Raw genomic sequence first — 22,555 nt, 5'->3', positions numbered from 1 at the left:
TATATCTTACCTGATGTATATTTCGCGGGCGATGGATGCTTAATCAGCAAGGGCGCATCAAACGAATGCGCCGGCTTTGGTCTGATGAAAATCGGGGAACAGTAACATTGCTTAGATTAAATTATGATGATGAAAAAAGAGATCAGTACCACTTGTCAGAAGCGTTTCGCGTGGTCAACACTCATCGCCTGTTGTATCGCAGGCTTCCCCCTCTGTGCCCAGCCATCAAAGGTGGAGAAGAAGATTGTGGCGGCCGTTGATTCATATACTGCCGAAAATCTCAGGCTGTGGGAAGATGCCGTGAACATCAACAGCGGTTCCATGAACTTTGAAGGTGTCCGTAAGGTAGCGCAACTCTACAAACCAAAGTTTGAAGCCCTTGGATTCACAACGCGGTGGGTCGATGGCAGCCCATTCGGACGTGCCGGGCACCTAATTGCGGAACACATAGGCAAGCAGGCTGGTAAAAAGATTCTTTTGATCGGGCACCTCGATACGGTATTCGAACCCGACAGTCCCTTTCAGAAGTTCTCCATGCTCAACGATTCAACGGCCCAGGGCCCCGGAGCAGGCGACATGAAAGGCGGAAATACAATCATGATCCAGGCACTTCAGGCGCTTGCAAAGACTGGATTGTTGAAGGATATGAACATTGTAGTCGTCATGAGCGGCGATGAAGAATCGAGCGGAAGTCCACTGGCATTGGCGCGACACGACCTGATCGAGGCAGCCAAATGGGCCGACGTAGCCATCGGATTCGAAGATGGTGATGGACTGTTTGAACACGCCAACATTTCGCGACGCAGTGCCTCCGGCTGGGAACTTCGGGTGAGCGGCGTGCCTGCACATTCATCACAAATATTCACGAAAGATATTGGGGCAGGCGCCATCTATGAGGCAAGCAGAATACTCTACCAGTTTTATGAGGCGCTGTCCACTGAACAGGACCTGACGTTTAACCCGGGCGTTATCCTGGGCGGAACTGCCGTTGATTACGATGACAACATCAGCGGAGGCAAAGCGACGGGTAAAGACAACGTTGTGTCGAAAGATGTCGTTGTCACAGGCGACATTCGTACGATTTCACCGGAGCAATTGAAAAGGGTACAGGATGCCATGACGGCAATTGTTGCCAAACATCTTCCTCAAACCAAAGCGGAGATCATCTTTGGTGATGGCTATCCGCCCCTCGCCCCGACAGAAGGCAACAGGCAATTATTGTCATACTTCAATAAGGTGAGCAACGACCTTGGCTTTGGCGAGGTGGTGGCGGTGAAACCGCGCGATGCCGGTGCCGCCGACATTTCGTTTACCTCAGGCTATGTTGATATGGCTCTCGACGGTGTCGGCATGCGCACGACGGGAGGCCATACGGTAAATGAAAAGGCAGATCCAAGATCAATTGCGTGGGAGGCAAAACGTGTAGCCGTATTGATGTATAGGTTAACGGCGAATAAAACGATGGCGCGGTAACGTTTATCAACGACATTTCGCACGTTTACAAATGATGTTTGCCACGATCGTAACCCAACGTTGAACCCGACGATAAAACGCGACGATTGATCCCGACGATTGGTCCTCACGTTTAACCCGACGATTGATCACGGCGATTGATCCCGACGATTGATCCCGACGTTGCCGTAGAGACGCAATGCATTGCGTCTCTACCCGCACGCACGTACCCGCACGCACCCGCACCCGCACGCACCCGCATACACCCGACGCACCCGCATGAATGCGCACCCACCAATCCAATTTGTGATTTAATTGCATATCGGCGCCAACGGCGCCTATTGATTTCCCTGCGTAAACAAACGGCTAAGGAATAACTTATTAGGTTCCAGCCCCGCAGGCTCCAACTCCTTCCATACGAAGTAGCCACCTCGTTTCAATATGATAAAACCACTTCTCTTGAAGAGTTGCTCCTGATCGATTAGGGCATCATTCGCGTCGAAGCACAACACGCGGATAAGATCTACTTTGTATTTGAGCTCACGCACAATAGCGCCAACGATCTTCTGCTTATCGTTCTCGTTAAGCCCTTCACCGAAGATAATTTGCTCAACATAGCCCAACCGTGGTAGACGTGTGTTGATCAAAGCATCCGCGACCAGCTTTCCGTTTTGCAGTATCTGGAAGTTGTCGTAGTTGTTGCCAAAGGGATTGCGCTTGAGACGCCACTCGAGGTAATCGGTGGTCATGTCGAGATAAAACATTTCACCATTTGGAGCCAACGCCTTTAACGTATGTTGCTTGTCGTAAAAGGCTGTTCGCTTAAGCTCGAGGTCCGGTGGGTTGGGAACAACGCGCGATGCAAGCCGCGATAAGAACGTAAGACCCGCGATCTTTAATTTATCAATGCGCTTGTTACTCGGATTTAACCGCGACAAATACGCATAGGCCTTCCGTGGATTCATCACCATCAATGCCTGATGCGCCTGGAACGGTATCTGAAATCCAATTCTCTCAAACGCCTTTCTCGCTGGCGTGAAACCCCATATATATTTGATGCCAGCATTCTTACAGGCATCGAATAACATCTCATACATGCGTTCAAAGATCTTTTGTCCGCGATAAGATGGATCAACTAAAGTATCTTCAGACTTGGCCGTCATTACACGGTCTCCAGCCGAATTCACCAGGCTGATAGGAATGGCACACTGGATACCCACGACCTTTATAGTATCCGTTACTTCCTGGTCAATCGCTACGACATAGATTGCAGGACCAAAGGGTCCATGACTGAATTCCCATTCGAAGTCCTTCAGCGACCGGTTGGTCTTATACGTCACATTGAAGAAGTCGTTCGCAAGCGTATATTCATGAGGCTGCAGTAAACGGATGAGAATGCTCATGGGCTTATCGTGTAGTGTTGGGTAATCTCTCGCGCCGAAATCGTGCGGAACTTGTTGTCGCTAATGTAGGCAAGTATATCCTTATATAGGGCAACATATCCCTTGAACTTATGGTCCGTGAAGAAATTGTTGTGCCACAGCACCGACAGTACACAGTTGTTCCGGTTCCTCTCGAAGAAGTCGAATATATCCACGCGCGCCTCCGCAGCCGTTTGTTTCTTGTATTGAAAGAAGGTCCTGTCCATTACATTCAGAGGCGCCTCCACGAATGAAAACGGCCTGCGCTCTTTGAAGTCGTAAGGATTAAAGGGCAGGCCGTAGCTATTCCGGAATCCCATTTCGGCGGAAAAACCAAGACTTGCATCCAGTTTCAGCCCGCCACTCTCGACGTCATGCCACGCATCTGGCAACCGAAACTTCAAAAAATGATAACGGTTGGCATACGCGGCGTTTCCAAATTTGGTAAGCTCTTCCCGAAACGATTCAGAACTTATGCTTTTGTGAAGCCCGTTCTCGAATCCTTGCCTGGCCACCGCATCAAAGTGTCGCTGTATCGGCCTCGAGTGAAAAGTGTAATCCGCATTCTCCTCACGACTGTTGATGCGTCCCTTGTTTACAATCCAAAAGAATATAGACTTGCAATCATACTCCGACTCGAGTGCCATGATCTTGTCCATGTTCAGCCACTCCGGCCGGGCAATAGCAAGATTGAACAGCATCTTAAAGAACAGATCGAAGCGGCCCTTGCGGATCACATTGTTTCCATCTTCAAGGATGGCCCCGTACACAATATCAATGTCATGGGATAAGAAGAACCGGGTAGGGGTGCTCTTCAACGGAAGCTTCAGCTTGCTGCTGATCGATTCAAAGCATTTTTGTACGAGATTGTCGTACACGTTGTTCAGTCGTTTTTGATAGCTGGTTTTGAACTGATAGCGGTTGAGCTCATCATATTCAGGAGCATCGTATTCCTGCAAAGCATTAACCATCTGGAAGGCACTCGCAAGGGGATCAGTCAGGTGGTCGAATCTGTCGGATGCGGTGCCGTCCATTTGAACATAGGGAGATCTTGTTGCTGGCTCGCCGGGTGTTGGAAATCGCAAACCAAGGCGAAGGTGTGCTTCACTTTGGGTACCAACGACAATTGAATTTTCGCGAAAGGGTGAAAACGCTATTTCGTGCGATTGATTTATTGCCCAAAGGCCAAGCGTATATCGGATTTCGGCCTCGAAGGCGCGAACGGAATCGTTGATATGAAAGGTGATCATGTGTTCGGTCCCATGCAATTATCGGCATTCCGTTTTGTTGCGCAAAACCACGCGCCCTCACCACCCACGACATCAAACCCCATTGTTGTAATTACCATTGCGTTCACCAACACGGTACATCGCAACACGCACCCCAATGGTTTCACAACGGTTGGGATATTGATCCAACAGGCAGACACGGTCTTGAAATTTCTCAATTCCCAATTTCCAATAATGTGCCGCATCGCGACGAATACGAGACGCATTCGCCAAATTTTCATAATTTTATCAATGACCATCGCTACCCAGCTCCCCATTATCTCAATAAAAGAGGCCAGTGTGCCGTTGAATAATGTTCCGGGCTTTAGCATTGGAAGACACGAAGAAATGGGCAAGGCATTTCTGCCGACCGCCCACAAGCACGACTTCTACCTCATCTTCGTTGTTGACGAAGGTTCCGGTGTTCATAGCATCGATTTTCAGAGGCATGCCGTCAGGAACAGGACAGTGTTCTTTCTGGCGCCCGGTCAGGCACACCAATGGAAACTTCATGAAAGCACCAGCGGCTTTCAGGTCATGTTCACAGCCGACTACCTGCCAACCCTCCCTGCCAGGCTTCCGTTTTTCATCTCCTCCTCGAAACCGTACCTGACATTGAGCAACACTGAGTTCATGGTGCTCAAAGAAGAACTGACAATCATCAAGGATGAATTCGACAATCAGGACCTGTTTGTGAACGAGGTCATCCGACAGCGCCTCCACATTGTCCTCACATTACTTCACCGCTGGTATGCAAAGTCTGACCCATTGGTGTTCAGTGAGTCAAGCAATCGCATTATATCGCGGTTCTTCAACCTGCTTGAAAAGCATATTCAGGAGGATACCTCCGTGGCGTTCTATGCCAAACGACTGCATGTTACTGCCAACTATCTCAACATTATTTCAAGGAAGGAAGTAGGCTTCAGTGCTGGTGATTGTATCAGGCGCCGGCTGTTACTGGAAGCGAAGCGATTGCTTGCCCTCACTCAAAAGGATGTTAAGGAGATCTCTTATGATCTCGGCTTTCAGGACGCCGCTTACTTTTCACGCTTCTTCAAGAAACACACAGGATACACACCTAAGGAATTTCGCGCGCAGTTATAAGAAGTACCAGTATCGGTATAATAAGAGCAATATTTCAGAATTGCGAACACCTAGATTCGTAGCTCACTAATTCCATTTCGTCAAACTAACATCACATGAGAAAAGTCTCTTTGATTCTTACCTTATCAATTTGTTTTATCAACGCCATGGCACAACAACCCTTAAGAGTGATGATGATATTCGCCCATCCTGACGAAGGCGAAGTCTACACCGGAGGAACAGCCGCGCTGTACACGCAATTGGGGCACCAGGTAAAGTTCATGTCACTCACGAACGGTGATGCTGGCCATTGGGAAGAGAAGCCTGAAGTCCTGGCAAAGCGCCGCTACCAGGAAGCGATGAATGCAAAAAAGGTGCTCAATCTTGTGGACTATGAGGTGCTGGATTATCACGATCAGGGTTTGAAGAATACCAAAGAGTCTCGTGCAAAAGTGGTGAAGAGCATTCAGGCGTTTAATCCCGACGTTGTCTTTACCTATTATCCGGCGGCGGGCGGTCACACGGATAACATGACCGCCGGCTACATCGTGCGTGACGCTGTACGCGAACTGAAGATGGAAAGGCTTCCAGTGTTCTTTTATGTTCGCGACTTTCACACTTCGACTTTCACTTACATTCCTCACTTCGCATTCAGCATCGACAAAGTGTGGGAAACAAAATTGCAGGCGTGTGGTTCGCATCAGACACAGGTTGCAGAAGCGATCCCTCATAGCATGGGCATCCTTGAGGAAGTCCGGAAGGATCCTGCAAAGCAAAAGCAACTGATAGATGACAACACTTATGCATTCAGCAAAGTGTTCCCGACATATCGCTATGCACTCGAGAAGTGGTACGGCAAAGATGAAGCTTCGAAAATTCGCTATGCTGAAGGCTTTGAAGTAGCAGAGTTCGGACGACAGATCCGCGAAGAAGAAGTGTTCGCGTTATTACCGATGCTACCCCGCTCATATGCCGTATCAGGTACCAAAGACTGGACGGATACCGGAATAACAATCACAGAAGGTGAGCAATATGAAGTCACTGCTGAGGGTACGATTGTATGGAACAAAGACGGAAGACAAAGATGTACTCCCGAAGGTGCAGTGCCCTATACACGCTGGGGCAACAAGCCCGTGCTTGGAGCGCCAACAGGTTCGCTCATTGCTCGTATTGGCGAAGATTCGAAGGATGGTTTCCTGGTTGGTTCTGATAGAAAGTTTATCGCGTCGAAGTCGGGCAAACTTTATTTCGGCATCAACGACGACAATACAGCTGATAATGATGGAGAGTTCAGAGCGTGGGTAAGAAAGATTTCTGGTAACTAGTTAGATTCGAATGAGTTCATTAATCACTTACGTTCGTCTGGCACCCAAGTTGGTTGATGTTAATATTGTTAAACCGCGTCCCCTTGTATTTGACGAAAGAAAAGCATTCTTAATATGAGCAACCTTTTATCAAGAAGAGAATTTATCAGCTCATCTCTTGCATTGTCTGTTGTCTCGACAGGTACATTGGCATCGGATGGCAATTCTGATATTGCCGTCGCATCTAATGTTGCCTCTGCTAATAGCGCAACGGATCACAAGGAAATTTCATCAAACAAGTCCGGTAAAGACAAACCAAAAGGAATGCGGCTGGGCTCTGATACAGACAAGCTCTATTCGGTAAAGTCCAAAGGCCCGTTGGCCATTTTGGATTATCTCAAGGAGAATAATTTTGATGGCGCATTCTTCAGAACAATGCTGGACATCAGTCCTACGCTCGACAGCGGGCAGTTGAAAGAAGTGAAAGCACATGCCGATTCACTTGGGCTCTTCCTCGATGGCGGCATCGGGTGGCTCAATCCTTATAACACTGCTGAAACGCCTGAGATAAGACGATTCGGAAAGGGAGACTACAGACTCGCCGTCGAGAAAATGATCGAGGCTGCCCGCGAAATTGATTGCACGGAATTGTATTCGGTGTCGGGCCATTCGATCCATGGCAATCAATTCTTCGTGGCTTACGATCGTTTCAGAACAGACGTGAGTTGGGGTGATCAATTGATCGCGATGAAGAAGTTCATAACGATGCTCAGTCCGATGATGAAAGACCTTGGACTAAGAGCCAACATCGAAACCCACGGTGACGAAACATCATTCGAACTCATACGTATGATCGAGGAGATCGGTCCTGATGTATTGGGTGTCACGCTGGACACTGGCAATCTTCCCCTCAGTGGCGATGTGCCGAACGATGCCATCAAAAGACTTGCCCCCTATGTGCACTGCACGCATTGCAAAGACGGCATCATCTACCGTTCCGAGACCGGAGTTACGCAGCAACTTCGAACGGTAGGTGAGGGCGTTGTCGATTGGAGCATGGCCATTGAAGTGTTGGGCAAGTACAGTCCCAACCTTCATTTGTGCTTCGAAGATTATCGCGCTGAAAATGTGATCGCACTTTATGATGACAAATGGCGGCGCCACTTCCCCGAACTCACCGACGAAGACGTAAGAAAATTTGAGCAGCTCGGTGATGATGCTCAGAGAAAGATCGACAAGAAAGAAATAAAGGGCATCGCGGAGTATAATAAACTTCCTTTTGGCGATGCTGAAAGACTTGCATCCTACAAACAGGGATACAAGTATCTCAAAGAGATTATCAGGAAGAAGGGCTTGGGATATTCGTAAAGGGCAAATCGGTTGTAGACATTCCACATGTATTCACGATCGCCGCGGTTGACACGTGTAATCCGAACCGACGTGCGACGATCCACCCATCAAACACGGATCCGAATGACGCACATAATCACCGTAGAGACGCAATGCATTGCGTCTCTACCCGTTGCGTCTCTATCCGTTGCGTCTCTATCCGTTGCGTCTCTATCCGTTCCAACATATGCGCCTCACACATTCGTCCCCACACATTGCGTCTATACATACGCACGTAACGCCATGTACATCACAACCCATTACAACAACAAACATCCGATAGATTATTTGCATCCCACCGTCGTTGTGAAGTTACTCTAATAGCTTCACGATTTCCTTAAAGCCCTTCGATCGTGCGTGTTGCAATGGCGTAACACCTTCGTGATCTGCAATGCGCGTATTCACTCCCGCCTCTTTTAGTATCTTCACGATCTGCTGGTACTTCGCACTGCCGTCACCCAAGATAACGGCCTCGAGCAACGCCGTCCAGCCCAACCGATTGACGTGATCGATCGGGAAGTTCTTAGTGTTTGCCAACAGCTTCACAGTTTCGATATGGCCCCGCTCGCAGGCTGGGATCAACGCAGTTCCATTGTAGCGGTTGAACAGATCGAAGCGCGCACCATTGTCGAGAAAGAGTTTGACCAACTCTGTTTGTCCACTCGCACCCGCATATAAAAATGGACTGTCAAGGTTATCGGCCTGTTGGTTAACATTCGCTCCTTTGGCGACAAGAAGTTTTGCCATCTCTTCATGGCCGTTGACCGTTGCAATAAGCAACAACGATCGGTTGCTCCCGTCTTTAGCATTCACGTCGCCGCCCTGTTCGAGCGCCTTCCGCGTTGCTTCGATATTATTTTTTCTGACCAGATCGACAATGTCCTGCTGCATGGAATGATCCGTGTTTGTCTTCAGACAAAGGAATGAAAAGAAAAGTATTATCACTTGCATGCCCTGATGTTTTGACGTTCCTGTCGCAATCTCCCCTTTAATTTGACATCATCACACCGTCTCGAACATTCACGTCTTGGCTAACATTGTATTGTACAACAAACGCTGATAGCAAAAAATACAATGGCCGAATCTATTTATCCATGCCTTTGGTTTGACAATCAAGCCAGGGCAGCAGCTGAATTCTATTGTTCAGTATTTAACAATTCAAGGATCCTTAGCGAACATCCGGTGGTCGTGATGTTCGAATTAAACGGTAGCAAGTTCATGGGGCTGAACGGAGGTCCAATTCACAAACCGACACATGCAACTTCGTTCGTCATTCCGTGTGATACTCAGAATGAAATCGATAGCTACTGGCAGAAATTGTCTGAAAACGGCGGTCGGGAAGAGCAATGTGGCTGGGTGCGTGACAAGTTCGGTTACTCGTGGCAGATTGTTCCGTCAATTCTCGGGGAACTGATGTCCGAGCCGGCGAAGGCCGAACGCGTGATGAACAAAATTCTGAAGATGAACAAGCTGGACATAGAGCAGCTAAAGAACGCCTAAACCGCCTCAAATTCGCCGATTTTGGGCTATTTTGGACGTGGTGCCCTTCCAATTGTAAATTACCGGTGATCTGTATTTGCAGATATTGAAATCTGGTTTACATTTGCACTCCCAAAGAATTCCCCGCCGGGGTTTTTGAAGGAAATGGGAGCTTAGCTCAGCTGGTTCAGAGCATCTGCCTTACAAGCAGAGGGTCGGGGGTTCGAACCCCTCAGCTCCCACATCAAAAAAGCCATTCCAAAAGGATGGCTTTTTTAGTTGTAATGAATTTCACATCTCTGGGCCAGGAAGATTGTCCGGAAAGCTTGTTGTCAATAACAGGCGATAAGCTCAATGTGTTCACGACATTGGCTACCATCATTGTAGATGGAGAGATACCAGAACAAATATCGCATTCCCTCAAGTCGCGCTTCCTTTTGGAACTATGGATGGGTGGGAGCATACCTGACTACCATTTGCACTCGGGATCGTCAATGCTTTTTCGGCGGCGTAGAAAGCAGCGAGGTGGTTCTGTCAACGATCGGTGAAATAGCAGATGAGGAATGGCAAAGAACATTCATAATGCGACCCGACATGAACCTTCAAATGGGTGCATACATTGTGATGCCTAACCATATTCATGGGATCGTTATCATCGGCCCGAACCCTTTTAACCAGAGAACATCGGATTATACTGTAGAGACGCAATGCTTTGCGTCTCACCCTTCGTGTTCCACCACAATAAACCATTTCGCACCCCAGTCCAAAAATTTATCGTCGATCATTCGTGGATTCAAGATAAGTGTAACGAAACGAGCCCATTTGATTGATCCCTATTTTGACTGGCAGGCGCGGTTTCATGATCGTATTATTCGGAATGAGATGGCATATCAAACCATTTCCAATTACATCACCAATAACCCTTCAAATTGGAAGGAGGATAAATTTCATTCCGCTCAGTAAATTATCTCGTTAACATAACATGATTTACACGAGTCAATCTCCAATCATGACCACGGTTCGATTATAATACGATCCCAAACGGCACCCCATGATCCAATGGCGGTAATCACGACCCCCGATCCGATGACGACCGGCGACGACGCCGACGACGATCCCGATAAACCCGCCGTAGAGACGCAATGCATTGCGTCTCTACAACCCACGTCGTACCCCATGTCGAACCCCGCGTGCAATCCCACGTCGAACGCATCGCGACACGAATTCCACATCAATAACCCGACAAAACCATCGCCCCCGTCTCCCCATCCAACACCCAGGTCGAATTCGGCGGCATCTCTAAAACCACACGCTTCCCATTCTTCAACGCTACCTCTACCGGCCCGCCCGTCTTAGTATGAATCGACACCATGCCACTCCACGCATACACAATCTCTCCATTGCTGCAATACCTATGCGCACCAGCTTTCGTTAATATATATGACCACAACTCGCTGCGATCATACGGCAGCGACAAAAACCACGACGTACTTTCTTTCAGTTGCTTCGATGCCAATGCAGATTGTGTTGTCTTCGAAATGACACCGTAAGTCTGTGCCTTGGTGTCCGTCACAACAAAAACAGGATTCGATACAGCAGGCTTGTTCAAAGCAAACGTGTAATTAACTATCGATGAATCAATCACTGCGCCCGGCGCTTCCGTTGTCTGAAGCTTCGACAAACTCATGCCGGTAACTTCGTCCATGAATTTCTGATCAAGTGTTGCACCGTCGCTGTATGCGGGAGCATATATCCAGATGAGATGCCGTCCTTTCTTCGCGACATTGCTTTTGATCAACGCACGCTGCTGCCCCGACATCACAAAGGTGTTAACAAAAACGACGGCCTTATATTGATCAAGATTTACCAGGGAAAGATCATCGATATGAATAACATCGTGAACAACGCTGGCCTTGAATATCCCCACCGGGATCCAGTTGTTTGCCCGATGAGCAACCGACGAATGATCGCGCGAGCTCCCCATATAGTAGAACGACTTAGTATCATGAACCAGCAGTACATCAGCAACACTCTTTAAGGGCAACTGATATTGCTTGTCAAGTACGGTTTTGAGATTCTTGATATCGGCACGAAGCGTTGGTTCATCCCACCATCCCCAGGTACCGTGATCTTTCAGCCTGGCACCGCCGTTAAACCCCGACGGACCAAAGTCATAAAACCAAAGTCCCTGTCCCTTACTGAACGTGAACAACACATTGCGCCTCACCTGGGCAATACTCTTCTGAAGGCTCTCTTTATAGGTGGGATCTTTGAGCGGAACCAATGGCGTTTGCTGGTCCATTTCATCCAACCACATCTTACCGTGTAATGACACAGAGTTGATGAGACTTCGCGAGCGATATGGATCTCCCATCTCAACGGCCGATGGATAATAGGTACCCGGCCCGCATAGAAAATCAATATCGGTCGACTTCAACAACCGTTGAAGTTGCAGATGCCCACCAGCCGCTTCCCTTCCAAACACTGCATAGAAGTACCCATAGAACGCACCGGTAACAATTGGTCGCGTCCAGCTTTCTTTAATGATCTTGCAAAAGTGGAGGATGTCATCCACAACCACGTCCTGTTGTGCTTCATAGTAATCGATCACGCTACGTTCCTTTACAGGATCACGAAATACACCATGCAACGTTTGACGCCTTTGCTCGAGCGATGGTATTGTTGCATCTGCTAAAGTAATCTTAACGCCCCATGACTGTTGAAGCGCCTTGTCAGTCTTGTATTTTTGCGTTAGCCATTGTCGGAAATATTGCTGCATCGGCAACGACATATCGGGCTCGTTTTCAATAAATCCCCAATAATGCCATTCACCATAAACACCGCCAGCAACCTGGATACCCGCGAGACTGTTTGATTCCGGAATGTTCTTTAGTTGCGAAAGAAACTCTTTCAGCTTGATTGTCGCCTCTGCCTTCCAACGCTCCGATGCCAAACTATGACGCGTTGGATTTTCTTCATCATCCTCAATAATGCGCTGAATACCCCAGCCGATATCAGGCATTGGCTTTGTATCGGCATAGACAGTATTCTCTTCAGGATGTTGTTGCTGCCACCACTTTGGCGGATTGACATGAAAGCGAATGAATACTGCAGCATCAGGACAAACATCATGCACTGCCTTGAGCTGACGTTGAACGGTATCCATCACGATGCGTCCATCAGGTGCCCAGACGTGATCAAAGGCTATATCAACCTGAACGAGTTTGATTCCGAGTTCACAAAATGATTTAAGGTTATATCTGGGAACTTCTTCCCATGCCCAGCGTCCGCCAGGGACGTCCGTGAGCGAGTAAAACATCGGATATTCCGCCCTGCCGTTGATGAATAGTGTAGGCCTTCCGTTGCTCATACGGACTTCTCCACTATTCTGAGCGAAGGCTAACGAGTACGCTGATAACAAAGCAAAGGAGAAAGCGATAATTGCAATTCTGCGTGACATGCTGATCAGTATTAATGATGTACATGTTCAGAAATCCACGCCAGAATTGCAACTATAACTATGCAATGTGGGATTTGCCATTAACGTTCGTGCGGCTCTCTGCCCGGTCAGTCTCCATAAAAGAACTGCTCTTTCACGATCTTGTTGTCCTTCCAGGTCTGTACCGAGACTTGCGTATAGTTCTTCACTCCCCATTCCTTGTGGGTATAGTCATAGCTCCAGATAACAAAGGAAGTGTTATTTGACACAGCCAATCCTTTGACAGATGCATTCCGAAACTCAGTGATATTCGAAAGAAACTCCTGCTCGCGCTTCCGGTTTGCATCCTTGCCACGTACAGGGCTGTTTTCGTTTTCCTGCATCTCAACATCGTCGTGGTAGTACTTTTCGAAAGCATCCAGCAGCTTGCCTGAGATGACCAACTGATTGAGGTCCGCCACTTTTCTGTGATTGTGTTCATGATCTTGTTTTGCTTTTATGTGAAGCAAAATTGTGACCCTCGGCGGCGAGAAACATTGACGTGGATCAAGAACGAATCTTGACCTGTGTCAAGAACAAGCATTTGTTTAACCTCTCCCGAACGCCAAAACTATGCGCGTTTCGTGCTGCATATGAATTGGCAGCAGCGTTATTAGTTTAATGTTTTGATTGTTGTTTCCTGATCCGACTGATAGTTTCAGCCGACATCCCAAGGTAGGATGCTATCTGATGCTGAGGTACTCGCTGCTCGATGGATGCGTACTTTCCGATGAACTCGATGTATTGTTCTTCCGCGGTCTGACTGATCTTGCTGAGGATCCGTTGCTGATACGCGACAAAAGCATTCTGAAAAAGTATTCTGAACATGCGCTCGAACTTCGGTATCTCCCGGTACAATCGTTCAAGGTCACTCTTGTCAATGGTAAAAACGTCGCTGTCTTCTATTGCATCAATGTTTAGAGTAGCAGGTGCACCAGAGAGAAAACTGTAGAGATCACCGATCCACCAGTTTTCAATGGCAAACTGTACGATGTGTTCTGTGCCATCTTCTTCTACTGAATATGATCTAAGGCAGCCACCCGCTACAAAGGTCTCGAAGGTGCTTACGTCTCCAGCCTGCAAAAGGTATTGACGCTTTCTCAGTTTACGGTGCTTCAAAAATGACTTGAAGCGTTCCGCTTCTGTATCTGTCAGTTCAATATACTTTGACAAATAGTCTAAGATCGGTTGATACATCGCTTTGACTGTGAGCTCAGTTTTTCGAAACCATAGTCGTACTGTCGTGCCTTCAATGTTCTGCGTTGCTGCAAAGTCTTCATCCTGCATCCCTAATCGCTTCTCACCCTGGTGGAGGATCTTCTCGCAGTGAAGGAGCATCATGTCCTTTTAAAGTACCGGCGTCCGTCGCTTTGCCAACCTCGTCGTTAGATGGAGCGGATACAGATGATCTATTATTTAGCATCGCATCAATTTCCGCCTGCGATACCGGAGAATACACAACTTTGTTGAAGCCTGAGGTCGATTCGATTTCTGACTTCGCTGACTTGCGTTCCATTTGTGCAAGTATGGCCGAAGCAGATATTACCGGAATTTTCACATGCTTCTGCTTAATGGATTCGGCTTGTCCTGCCAGTGGAATGGTTACTATCCTCCTCGCTTTGTTGCCTGCCATATCTGTGGCTGTTACTGTAAACACAGTTCCAGGAACACTGTCGTTTCGTACCGTGGTGGCCATACGCCACAATCCCTTTTTGCCCCTTGGCAACGCCTGACCCTCTTCTATGATAGTGCCATCGTTTTTTGCTATTGTGATGGATACTGACATCACTTTAAAATCATCCCATGCCCGTACCCGGATGAGTTCACCAGGAGCGCCAGTGTAGGTCAATAGATTAACTTCCCTGACCTCGGGACAAGTCAGATAGTCCTTAAGCGCGACTGCGTTCACACTGGTCCTCACGGCATCGATGCCCTTAGCATAGATTGCACTGACCTGGGGATGGGCCGTAGCATTAGTAGCATACTGGGTAGCGTACCGAAAGACACTTTGTTGAGCAATCTGTTTGTCGGAATCGCTCTTCCTCTTCTTCCCATAGTTCGCTACTATGACGACACCACGTTTACGGTATTGTTTGATCACGATGTTCTTTCCAAGAGCACCGGATAATCCTTTGTATAGAGAGTTATTGCTAACGATTGGCATAATCTCAATACTAAGCAATACCAGTTAGGATTCCGATATAATTTGGAAATATATTTTTCGTGCATACTTCGTTGATTCTTCGTTGATCCTTCGTGCTTTGTGTTGATATTATTTGAAATTGAGCTAAAAAAGCTGTTTTACATCAATAAAAATGCTTTTATTTGATGTAAAATGGGTTTTGATTGAACCCATAGGCGAAATAACAGGAGAGGCGTTACCTTAAAAGGCGTTACCTAAAAGGCCGCTTTGATCTTCTAAAATACCAAATTTGAGGGGCCTGCGGCATTTAAATAGTGTTCTTAAAAAGAATTCTTGTCAAGCCGTTGGCCCATCAGGACAGACAAAATTTTCAAAAGTAGCATTTGCATAATACCACAATCCGAAAGCAATGGATAGACTATTGTGCTAACGCGTAGCTATACCGTTGTACAATCGGAATTTTTATCCTCATATTTTCACCCTACATTGCTACACGTTCGGAAATCTAACTGAGGTTAAATTTTCATTAAAACTCAGTTCTCCTTTATACACTGAGTATTTTCACGCGGTCACCCGCCGCACCTTTGCATGGGTGTCCGAAACACTGCAACTCTTTCGTGCCAGACACGTGGCATGCAGTTTGAACCTAACAGCTTTGATTATGGGTGATTCTAACAAACGACTAATCCTCGTTTCCAATCGGCTCCCCTTTCAGTTGATTGAAAAAGATGGACAAATATCCCTCAAACAAAGCGATGGCGGCCTCGTCACCGCACTAAAGGGCTATTTCGAGCAGTTGAGTCAGGCTAATGGCATTGCAGAGAAGATATGGATTGGTTCTGCCGATTTTCCGGAGAAAAGATGGCTTAAATACAAGCAGAACCCCGAAACACAGTCTTTTCGGATAGATGCACTGTTCATTGACGCAAAATCCTACAGCAAATACTATAATGGCTTTTGCAACGCCACACTGTGGCCTTTATTCCACTATTTTCCATCCTATGTGGTGTACGACGACGCAACTTTTGCGGAGTATGAAAAAGTTAATCAGCAGTTTGCGAATCAAATTATAAAGCAGGCCCGGCCCGGCGATACAATCTGGATACACGACTACCAACTGTTCCTCGTACCTCAAATGGTACGCGAACGTATTCCTGATGCGACCATCGGGTTCTTCCTTCATATTCCATTTCCATCATTCGAAGTCTTCCGGATGTTGCACCGTCCCTGGAAAGAAAAGATCATCCGGGGAATGTTGGGTGCCGACCTCGTCGGATTTCATACACACGAATACGTACAGCACTTCCTGAAAGCCGTTCGCATGGTCACAGGGCACGACCATCACTATCGCCAGATTGCTCATGAGAGTCGCCTTGTAAAAGCAGAGCTCTTTCCGCTCGGCGTTGACTTTGCAAAATTTAACGACTCGGCCAAGCGCGATGATGTCGCCGCTACGAGAGACGAAATCGTGAAGAATTTTCCCGACAAAAAAATAATCTTCTCCGTCGACAGGCTTGACTACACAAAAGGTATCACACATCGCCTCGCAGGCTACGAGTGCTTTTTAGATAAACATCCGGAGTGGCGCGAGAACGTCGTATTCATTCTCGTGGTTGTTCCATCACGACAGATCATTTCAAAGTACAACGAACGTCGAAAGCTTATAGAAGAACAGGTCGGCGGACTTAATGGAAAATACTCGACGCTATCGTGGCAACCGGTAATCTACAGATATAGCACACTTGACTTCAGAGAACTCTCTGCATTGTACAGTGCCGCACATGTCGCGCTTATCACACCATTGCGCGATGGGATGAACCTGGTTGCAAAAGAATACATTGCCAGCAACTCAGATCACGGTGTGCTCATCTTAAGTGAGCTCGCAGGCGCCGCCATCGAAATGGGCGAAGCAATCCCTGTAAATCCGTTGGACACTTCGGAAACTGCCGACGCTATTAATCAGGCCTTGTCTATGCCATTGCTTGAACAAAAGCGAAGACTCACGGTAATGCGCAAGCGTCTTCACGACTACGACGTGTTAGCATGGGTTAACGATTTTCTCAGTCAACTCAACGAAGTCAAAACACAACAGCAACAGGAGCATAGTAAATATCTTTCACCGGGTATCCGAAAGAACCTTGTCCGAAGCTACCGCAAGGCCAGCCATCGCAGTTTGCTTTTGGATTACGATGGAACATTGGTTCCATTCGCTCGAAATCCACGCGAAGCCATTCCAGATCCTGAATTATTGGCGCTATTGACAAAACTGGGAACAAGCGAAAGCACAAGTCTCACGATCATCAGTGGCCGGGATGCTGAATCCCTTGAGGAATGGTTCGGCAATATGCCCGTGAATCTAGTCGCCGAACACGGTGCCACAATCCGGCGTGTAGGCAAGCCGTGGACTAACGCAAAAGCCTTTGATCAAACATGGAAGCCAATGTTGAGGCCTACGCTCGAAATGTTTGTGAAACGTTGCCCTCGTTCCTTTATTGAAGAAAAGAATCATACCCTGGCGTGGCATTATCGCAATGTTGATCCGGAACTCGGCTTTCTTAGATCAAGGGAATTGCTTGATAGTCTTTTCCACCTCGTAAGAAACGGTCAGCTGCAGGTTATAGACGGAAACAAGGTGATCGAGATCCGCATGGCAGGCATTGACAAAGGTGTCGCCGCCCGACGAATTATAGAACGTACTGAAAGCGATTTCATTCTTGTTGTCGGTGATGACAAAACAGACGAAGATATGTTTAAGGCAATGTCCAACCTGGCAACAACGATAAAGGTGGGCTCGGGTCATTCAGCAGCCCAGTATTCGCTGTCACATCATTCTGAGGTGATCCGACTTTTGGGCGAACTGGCCAATACACATGATGAACAGGATAGTCCCGCAAGCGAGGTGATGCGCGTTCTTTAACTGGTCCGGTCAAACACGATTGTAGCCTGTGGGATAATTCGCGGAGAGACCTTCGCTGTTGCCTTCAATATTGATTATCATTGAAGTCCAATCTCACAACCTATGTCTTCCTGGCTCACCACCGTTTTGAGAAGTTTTCTCAAGCATAAGTCTTTTACATTGCTTAATGCAGGTGGTCTGCTCTTCGGACTGGGCTGTTTCACCGCCATACTTTTGTACGTAGTGGATGAACTGAAGTTTGATCGCTTTCACGACAACGCGTCGAGGATATATCGGATCAACGTCACCACATCGTACGATGGTGCGGGTACGCGCTATCCAACAACGGCTGCCCCACTGGCCGAATTTGTTGCCCGCGACATTCCGGAAGTGGAGCACGTTGCCCGGTTGTTTGGCAGAGAAGCATCGCTTCAGCCGATATCAGAAGATTCATCTTTGGTCGCCGACAAGAAATTCCGCGAGCCGAACTTTTACTTTGCGGACCCATCAACGCTGAAATTATTCACATTCAGCTTTCTTGCAGGCAACTCTTCAACAGCACTCGATGCTTCCAATAAAATCGTCTTGTCCAGGCGCACCGCGGAAAAATACTTTGGCTCAGCCACAGCAGCCATCAACAAACTGTTGATGTTTGAAGGTTCAATACCAATGGTTGTATCCGCAGTTTACGAGGATTGGCCACTGCAATCTTCTAACATCATCGACGCGGTAGCACACTTCGACAACTACTACGCTGTTGAGACGCCTGAAGTCCGTGACTTCTTAAAGCGCGACTGGCTGTATAATCCACTTCAAACTTATGTCATGCTCCGGCCAGCAGCCGATCCGGTAAAGACAACAAGCCTTATTCAGAAATTGAACGAGCGATATGCAGATGAACGCGTACGCGATCACGTGATTTATAGCCTTCAGCCTATTACCGATATTCACCTGCGTTCCGACTTCACCCATGCGAGCGATCGAAATGCCATTCGTTACATCTATATCTTCCTGGCGATCGGAGTATTGATTCTTCTGATTGCATGCATCAACTTTATCAATCTGTCAACGGTGCATTCGATGCGTCGTGCGAAAGAGATTGGCGTCCGGAAAGTCGTTGGAGCAAGCAGGTTTGTGCTGTTCTGGCACTATATGTCGGAATCGTTGTTATTAACGGTTTTGTCGGGCGGATTGGCAATGGGACTTCTTTACTACGCTCTGCCACTGATCAACGGGCTCACAGGAAAATCATTCGATAGTACCGCACTGTTTGGAACAGAGGTACTCTTCATTCTCATTCCCATTATTCTGATCACCGGACTTACCTCGGGAATTTACCCTTCACTGTTTGTTTCAAGGATCAATCCGGTAAGTGCACTCAAGGGATTGAAGACCAGAATTGGCACAGGACACTTCCTCGTGCGACGCATTCTCGTGGCCGCGCAATTTACAGCTTCCATTGCCCTCATTGCTTTCACACTGGTGATTCAAAGGCAGATACATTTCATGCAGGACAAACCACTTGGATTCAATAAAGAATTTGTACTAACGGTTCCGGTGTTCAGCAGCAATCCAAACTCGATTCTTGGCGGCGGCGTGGGCCGCGATCTGCGCCTTAGAATGAATGGCTTCGAGACTGAAATTGGCAACACACCTTCCGTGAAAGCCGTTACCGTTTCATCAACACTGCCCGGACAGGGAGCAGTGTTTGCACTGGTTACGACAGACAGCATTAGGGATACAGACAACCTTTTCGTTCCAATAGTGAGTGTGGACTATGATTTTCTGGAGACCTACGACATGCAGGTAATTGCGGGGCGCGCCTTCGACAGAACCGCAGGTACCGATCACCTTAACGCTTTCATGGCAAACGAAGAAGCTTTATCAGTTCTGGGATTTGGGGATGCCAGAAGTGCTATCGGCAAACAGGTAAATGCTTTCGGAAAGAACGGAACATTGATCGGTGTCATTCGTAATTTTCATGTCCAGGGATTGCAGCAACCCTTGCGTCCGTTGTTAATGGAAGTCGATGTCAGCAAGTTCACCGTCTTTTCCGTTCGGCTTGATAACACGAATGTTTCTTCATCAATCGAGGCAGTGAAGACCGCATGGAACAAATCGTTCCCGGAGCGCGTGTTCGAGTATCGCTTTTTGGATGATCAGCTAATGGAAGCCTATCAATCTGAACAACGGTTCGGCAGTCTCATCGGCGCATTCTCCTTGTTGGCTATCGGCATTTCTTCATTGGGACTTTTGGGGTTGGCCGCCTATGTTAACATACAACGGCAGAAGGAAGCAGGCATTCGGAAAGTATTGGGTGCTTCTACAATACAGGTCTTTTATGCTTTGTCAAAGGAGTTTGCACTGATATTCGGCATCGCCGCATTCATCGCCATGCCACTTTCATATTATCTATCGGCAGCATGGCTCGCCACCTTTGCCAACCAGGTTGGTATCGGATGGATACCGCTGATGCTGGCGCTGTTCATAACATTTGCTGTGATCCTCTTTACTACTGCCGTTCAAACCATCCGCACCGCGTCAGTCAATCCCGTTCAAACCATACGTAACGAGTAATACGGCCTTGCTGTAAATTATAGGTCGAAGGGCCAATATGACATTGGCATTTTCACAAGGCTGCTGCAGATTTGACCCTGCTGAACACTACCACGGCATTCTCGGAGATGAATTACTGAATGCAGACCGTGTTCAATGGATCAATTACAGACATATAAGATTCTAATAGATGAAAAGAAGAGACTTCATTCGGACGACGGCATCCACAGTTGCTGTGACGGCTGCTTCGTCGGCACTGGTATCCACGGCTATCGGCGCCACAAGGTCACCGGAATCGCCAACGGTAGGGGTATCTGAAGCACTAATAACGCCACCCAAAAACGCGATTCCCAGATGGAAAGGGTTCAATTTGCTTGACTTCTTTTCACCGGATCCCGCCAACGGGCGCGGCACCACTCCGGAAGAACATTTTAAATGGATGTCAGACTGGGGTTTCAATTTTATACGAATTCCCATGGCCTACCCATCTTATCTCAACATCGACAGAAGTAAGAACATTACTCCCGACGATGTCTACAAAATCAATAACGAGGCCGTCGATCATATCGATGCGTTGGTAAACAAGGCCCTCAAATACAACATGCACGTGAGCCTCAACCTTCACCGTGCACCGGGATATTGTGTGAACGCAGGCTTTAACGAACCGTACAATCTTTGGAAAGACCAGGCGGCCCTCGATGCGTTCTGCTTTCACTGGAACATGTGGGCAAAGCGTTACAAGAACGTGAGCGAAACAAAGATCAGCTTCGACCTCGTCAACGAGCCGTCTATGCGCGAAGACATGAATGATCAGCATTCTAAACGTTCCAGTGTTCCCGGCGATGTTTATAGGAAGGTAGCCAAGGCTGCCGCCGAAGCCATCAGGAAGGAAAATCCAAAGCGTATGGTTGTCGCTGATGGAAACGATGTCGGCAATAAAGTAATTCCTGAACTGATCGATCTGAATATTGCCCAGAGCTGCAGAGGTTATACTCCCGGAATTATTTCACATTATAAAGCACCCTGGGCGAACAAGGATCCGGACCATCTCCCGGAACCCAAATGGCCTGGCCAGGTCGGAGATCAATACCTCAGTCGCAAGATTCTCGAAGACTATTTTAAACCCTGGATAGAACTCAAGAACAAAGGCGTTGGTGTGCATTGTGGTGAATGCGGTTGCTGGAATAAGACACCTCACGACGTGTTCCTCGCGTGGTTCACGGATATGCTCGACATACTTAAATCAAACGAGATTGGATTTGCTCTCTGGGAATTCAAAGGCTCATTCGGCGTGATCGACTCAGAACGTGCAGATGTGAAGTATGAAGACTGGCACGGAGCGAAGTTGGATAGGAAGCTGCTTGACTTGCTCATGAAGTATTGAAAAGTCCTGAGTCCTTAGTCCTGAGTTCTTAGTTTGGTTGGTAGTTTTGAGTTTTTAGAGTATCAGCTCCGGGTTATGATTCACCAGTCCGCAGCCTAATATGTTTTTAGTGCTGCCAAAAACAAATCAATAATCCATAGCCTCAGGACTTAAGACTCAAGACTAAGGACTATATTTGAACCAGAGCACCCAGCCCTAAATACTCTACCTCTACTCAGGACTACTAACCACTAACGACCAACACTCAATACTCAGGACTAACTACTCAGGACTATTTTAAAATCATGAAGGCGTACATCATCGGCGACATTACCATCACGGACCCTGTCCGCTATGAGGACTACAAGAAGCTCACCCAGGCAACACTCGAGCCTTACGGCGGAAAGTTTGTTGTACGTGGAGGCCCGCTTACTGCTCTTGAAGGGGATTGGAATGCAGGACGAATAGTACTATTGGAGTTCCCATCTCCGGAAAAAGCAAAAGCCTGGTATGAAGGAGAAGTTTATGCACCTGCCAAGAAGATCCGCCAGAGTGCATCGAAAGGGAAGTTCGTCCTTGTAGAAGGAATTGAATAAAAGTTCGTGGTGTGTGAAAGGCACATCAATATATTGGTACCGGATGCTTCGGTAAACAGCAGTTCAAATGAACAATGTTATCAGTTCAGAGGACGATGCTGGTGCTGACCGTGCTCATTAAGTTCTA

Annotated in this window: 17 protein-coding genes and 1 tRNA gene; 11 read left to right on the top strand and 7 right to left on the bottom strand. The window is 47.6% G+C overall.

Annotated features, from left to right (window positions below; genetic code table 11):
• Positions 1-123: 123 nt before the first annotated feature.
• Positions 124-1,473, top strand: coding sequence for a M20/M25/M40 family metallo-hydrolase (locus WBG78_RS00255; protein WP_337324350.1), 1,350 nt, complete (start codon positions 124-126; stop codon positions 1,471-1,473).
• A 317-nt stretch (positions 1,474-1,790) separates the two neighbouring features.
• On the opposite strand, the gene WBG78_RS00250 is transcribed toward WBG78_RS00255, so the two are convergent.
• Both WBG78_RS00250 and WBG78_RS00245 read right to left on the bottom strand, forming a co-directional pair.
• Positions 1,791-2,855, bottom strand: a complete 1,065-nt coding sequence (locus tag WBG78_RS00250; protein ID WP_337324349.1) for a GNAT family N-acetyltransferase — start codon at positions 2,853-2,855, stop codon at positions 1,791-1,793.
• Entirely contained in the window at positions 2,852-4,123 is a 1,272-nt protein-coding gene (locus WBG78_RS00245) for a hypothetical protein (protein WP_337324348.1), read from the bottom strand. Before WBG78_RS00245 ends, WBG78_RS00250 begins: the two co-directional genes overlap by 4 nt.
• Before the next feature lie 270 nt (positions 4,124-4,393).
• Between WBG78_RS00245 and WBG78_RS00240 the strand changes: the two genes are divergently transcribed.
• The 3 genes from WBG78_RS00240 (at position 4,394) to WBG78_RS00230 (ending at position 7,896) form a co-directional block, all read left to right on the top strand.
• The gene (locus tag WBG78_RS00240) at positions 4,394-5,245 is read left to right on the top strand and encodes a helix-turn-helix domain-containing protein (RefSeq protein ID WP_337324347.1); all 852 of its coding nucleotides are present in this window, start codon (positions 4,394-4,396) and stop codon (positions 5,243-5,245) included.
• A gap of 95 nt (positions 5,246-5,340) precedes the next feature.
• Positions 5,341-6,549: a PIG-L deacetylase family protein gene (locus WBG78_RS00235; protein ID WP_337324346.1), complete on the top strand. Its 1,209-nt coding sequence runs from the start codon at positions 5,341-5,343 to the stop codon at positions 6,547-6,549.
• 114 nt (positions 6,550-6,663) lie between these two features.
• Positions 6,664-7,896 carry a sugar phosphate isomerase/epimerase family protein gene (locus tag WBG78_RS00230; protein WP_337324345.1) on the top strand — a complete coding sequence of 411 codons (1,233 nt, stop codon included), beginning with the start codon at positions 6,664-6,666 and terminating at the stop codon, positions 7,894-7,896.
• Positions 7,897-8,229: 333 nt separating this feature from the next.
• On the opposite strand, the gene WBG78_RS00225 is transcribed toward WBG78_RS00230, so the two are convergent.
• Positions 8,230-8,868 carry an ankyrin repeat domain-containing protein gene (locus tag WBG78_RS00225; RefSeq protein ID WP_337324344.1) on the bottom strand — a complete coding sequence of 213 codons (639 nt, stop codon included), beginning with the start codon at positions 8,866-8,868 and terminating at the stop codon, positions 8,230-8,232.
• A 123-nt stretch (positions 8,869-8,991) separates the two neighbouring features.
• On the opposite strand from WBG78_RS00225, the gene WBG78_RS00220 reads away from it, so the two are divergent.
• The 3 genes from WBG78_RS00220 to WBG78_RS00210 all read left to right on the top strand — a co-directional run bounded on the left by WBG78_RS00220 (position 8,992) and on the right by WBG78_RS00210 (position 9,944).
• The gene (locus tag WBG78_RS00220) at positions 8,992-9,417 is read left to right on the top strand and encodes a VOC family protein (RefSeq protein WP_337324343.1); all 426 of its coding nucleotides are present in this window, start codon (positions 8,992-8,994) and stop codon (positions 9,415-9,417) included.
• 146 nt (positions 9,418-9,563) lie between these two features.
• Positions 9,564-9,638: transfer RNA gene (locus tag WBG78_RS00215), tRNA-Val, on the top strand.
• 24 nt (positions 9,639-9,662) lie between these two features.
• Entirely contained in the window at positions 9,663-9,944 is a 282-nt protein-coding gene (locus WBG78_RS00210) for a hypothetical protein (protein ID WP_337324342.1), read from the top strand.
• A gap of 683 nt (positions 9,945-10,627) precedes the next feature.
• Here the strand turns inward: WBG78_RS00210 and WBG78_RS00205 are convergent.
• The 4 genes from WBG78_RS00205 to WBG78_RS00190 all read right to left on the bottom strand — a co-directional run bounded on the left by WBG78_RS00205 (position 10,628) and on the right by WBG78_RS00190 (position 15,038).
• Positions 10,628-12,856 carry a hypothetical protein gene (locus tag WBG78_RS00205; RefSeq protein ID WP_337324341.1) on the bottom strand — a complete coding sequence of 743 codons (2,229 nt, stop codon included), beginning with the start codon at positions 12,854-12,856 and terminating at the stop codon, positions 10,628-10,630.
• A gap of 107 nt (positions 12,857-12,963) precedes the next feature.
• Positions 12,964-13,296, bottom strand: coding sequence for a nuclear transport factor 2 family protein (locus WBG78_RS00200; RefSeq protein WP_337324340.1), 333 nt, complete (start codon positions 13,294-13,296; stop codon positions 12,964-12,966).
• A gap of 196 nt (positions 13,297-13,492) precedes the next feature.
• Entirely contained in the window at positions 13,493-14,215 is a 723-nt protein-coding gene (locus WBG78_RS00195) for a Crp/Fnr family transcriptional regulator (protein WP_337324339.1), read from the bottom strand.
• The gene (locus WBG78_RS00190) at positions 14,175-15,038 is read right to left on the bottom strand and encodes a hypothetical protein (protein WP_337324338.1); all 864 of its coding nucleotides are present in this window, start codon (positions 15,036-15,038) and stop codon (positions 14,175-14,177) included. The genes WBG78_RS00195 and WBG78_RS00190 overlap by 41 nt, the downstream gene beginning before the upstream one ends.
• Positions 15,039-15,678: 640 nt before the next feature.
• Between WBG78_RS00190 and WBG78_RS00185 the strand changes: the two genes are divergently transcribed.
• The 4 genes from WBG78_RS00185 (at position 15,679) to WBG78_RS00170 (ending at position 22,428) form a co-directional block, all read left to right on the top strand.
• Positions 15,679-17,934, top strand: a complete 2,256-nt coding sequence (locus WBG78_RS00185) for a bifunctional alpha,alpha-trehalose-phosphate synthase (UDP-forming)/trehalose-phosphatase (RefSeq protein WP_337324337.1) — start codon at positions 15,679-15,681, stop codon at positions 17,932-17,934.
• A gap of 102 nt (positions 17,935-18,036) precedes the next feature.
• A complete protein-coding gene (locus tag WBG78_RS00180; protein WP_337324336.1) occupies positions 18,037-20,490 on the top strand; it encodes an ABC transporter permease in 2,454 nt (817 codons plus the stop codon).
• A gap of 169 nt (positions 20,491-20,659) precedes the next feature.
• The gene (locus WBG78_RS00175) at positions 20,660-21,853 is read left to right on the top strand and encodes a glycoside hydrolase family 5 protein (RefSeq protein ID WP_337324335.1); all 1,194 of its coding nucleotides are present in this window, start codon (positions 20,660-20,662) and stop codon (positions 21,851-21,853) included.
• A 284-nt stretch (positions 21,854-22,137) separates the two neighbouring features.
• The gene (locus tag WBG78_RS00170; protein WP_337324334.1) at positions 22,138-22,428 is read left to right on the top strand and encodes a DUF1330 domain-containing protein; all 291 of its coding nucleotides are present in this window, start codon (positions 22,138-22,140) and stop codon (positions 22,426-22,428) included.
• Positions 22,429-22,555: the final 127 nt, after the last annotated feature.

Source organism: Chryseolinea sp. T2 (genome assembly GCF_037203685.1).
Lineage (GTDB): Bacteria > Bacteroidota > Bacteroidia > Cytophagales > Cyclobacteriaceae > Chryseolinea.
The sequence above is the reverse complement of the archived record's forward strand: the minus strand, read 5'-3'. Positions and strand labels throughout refer to the sequence as shown.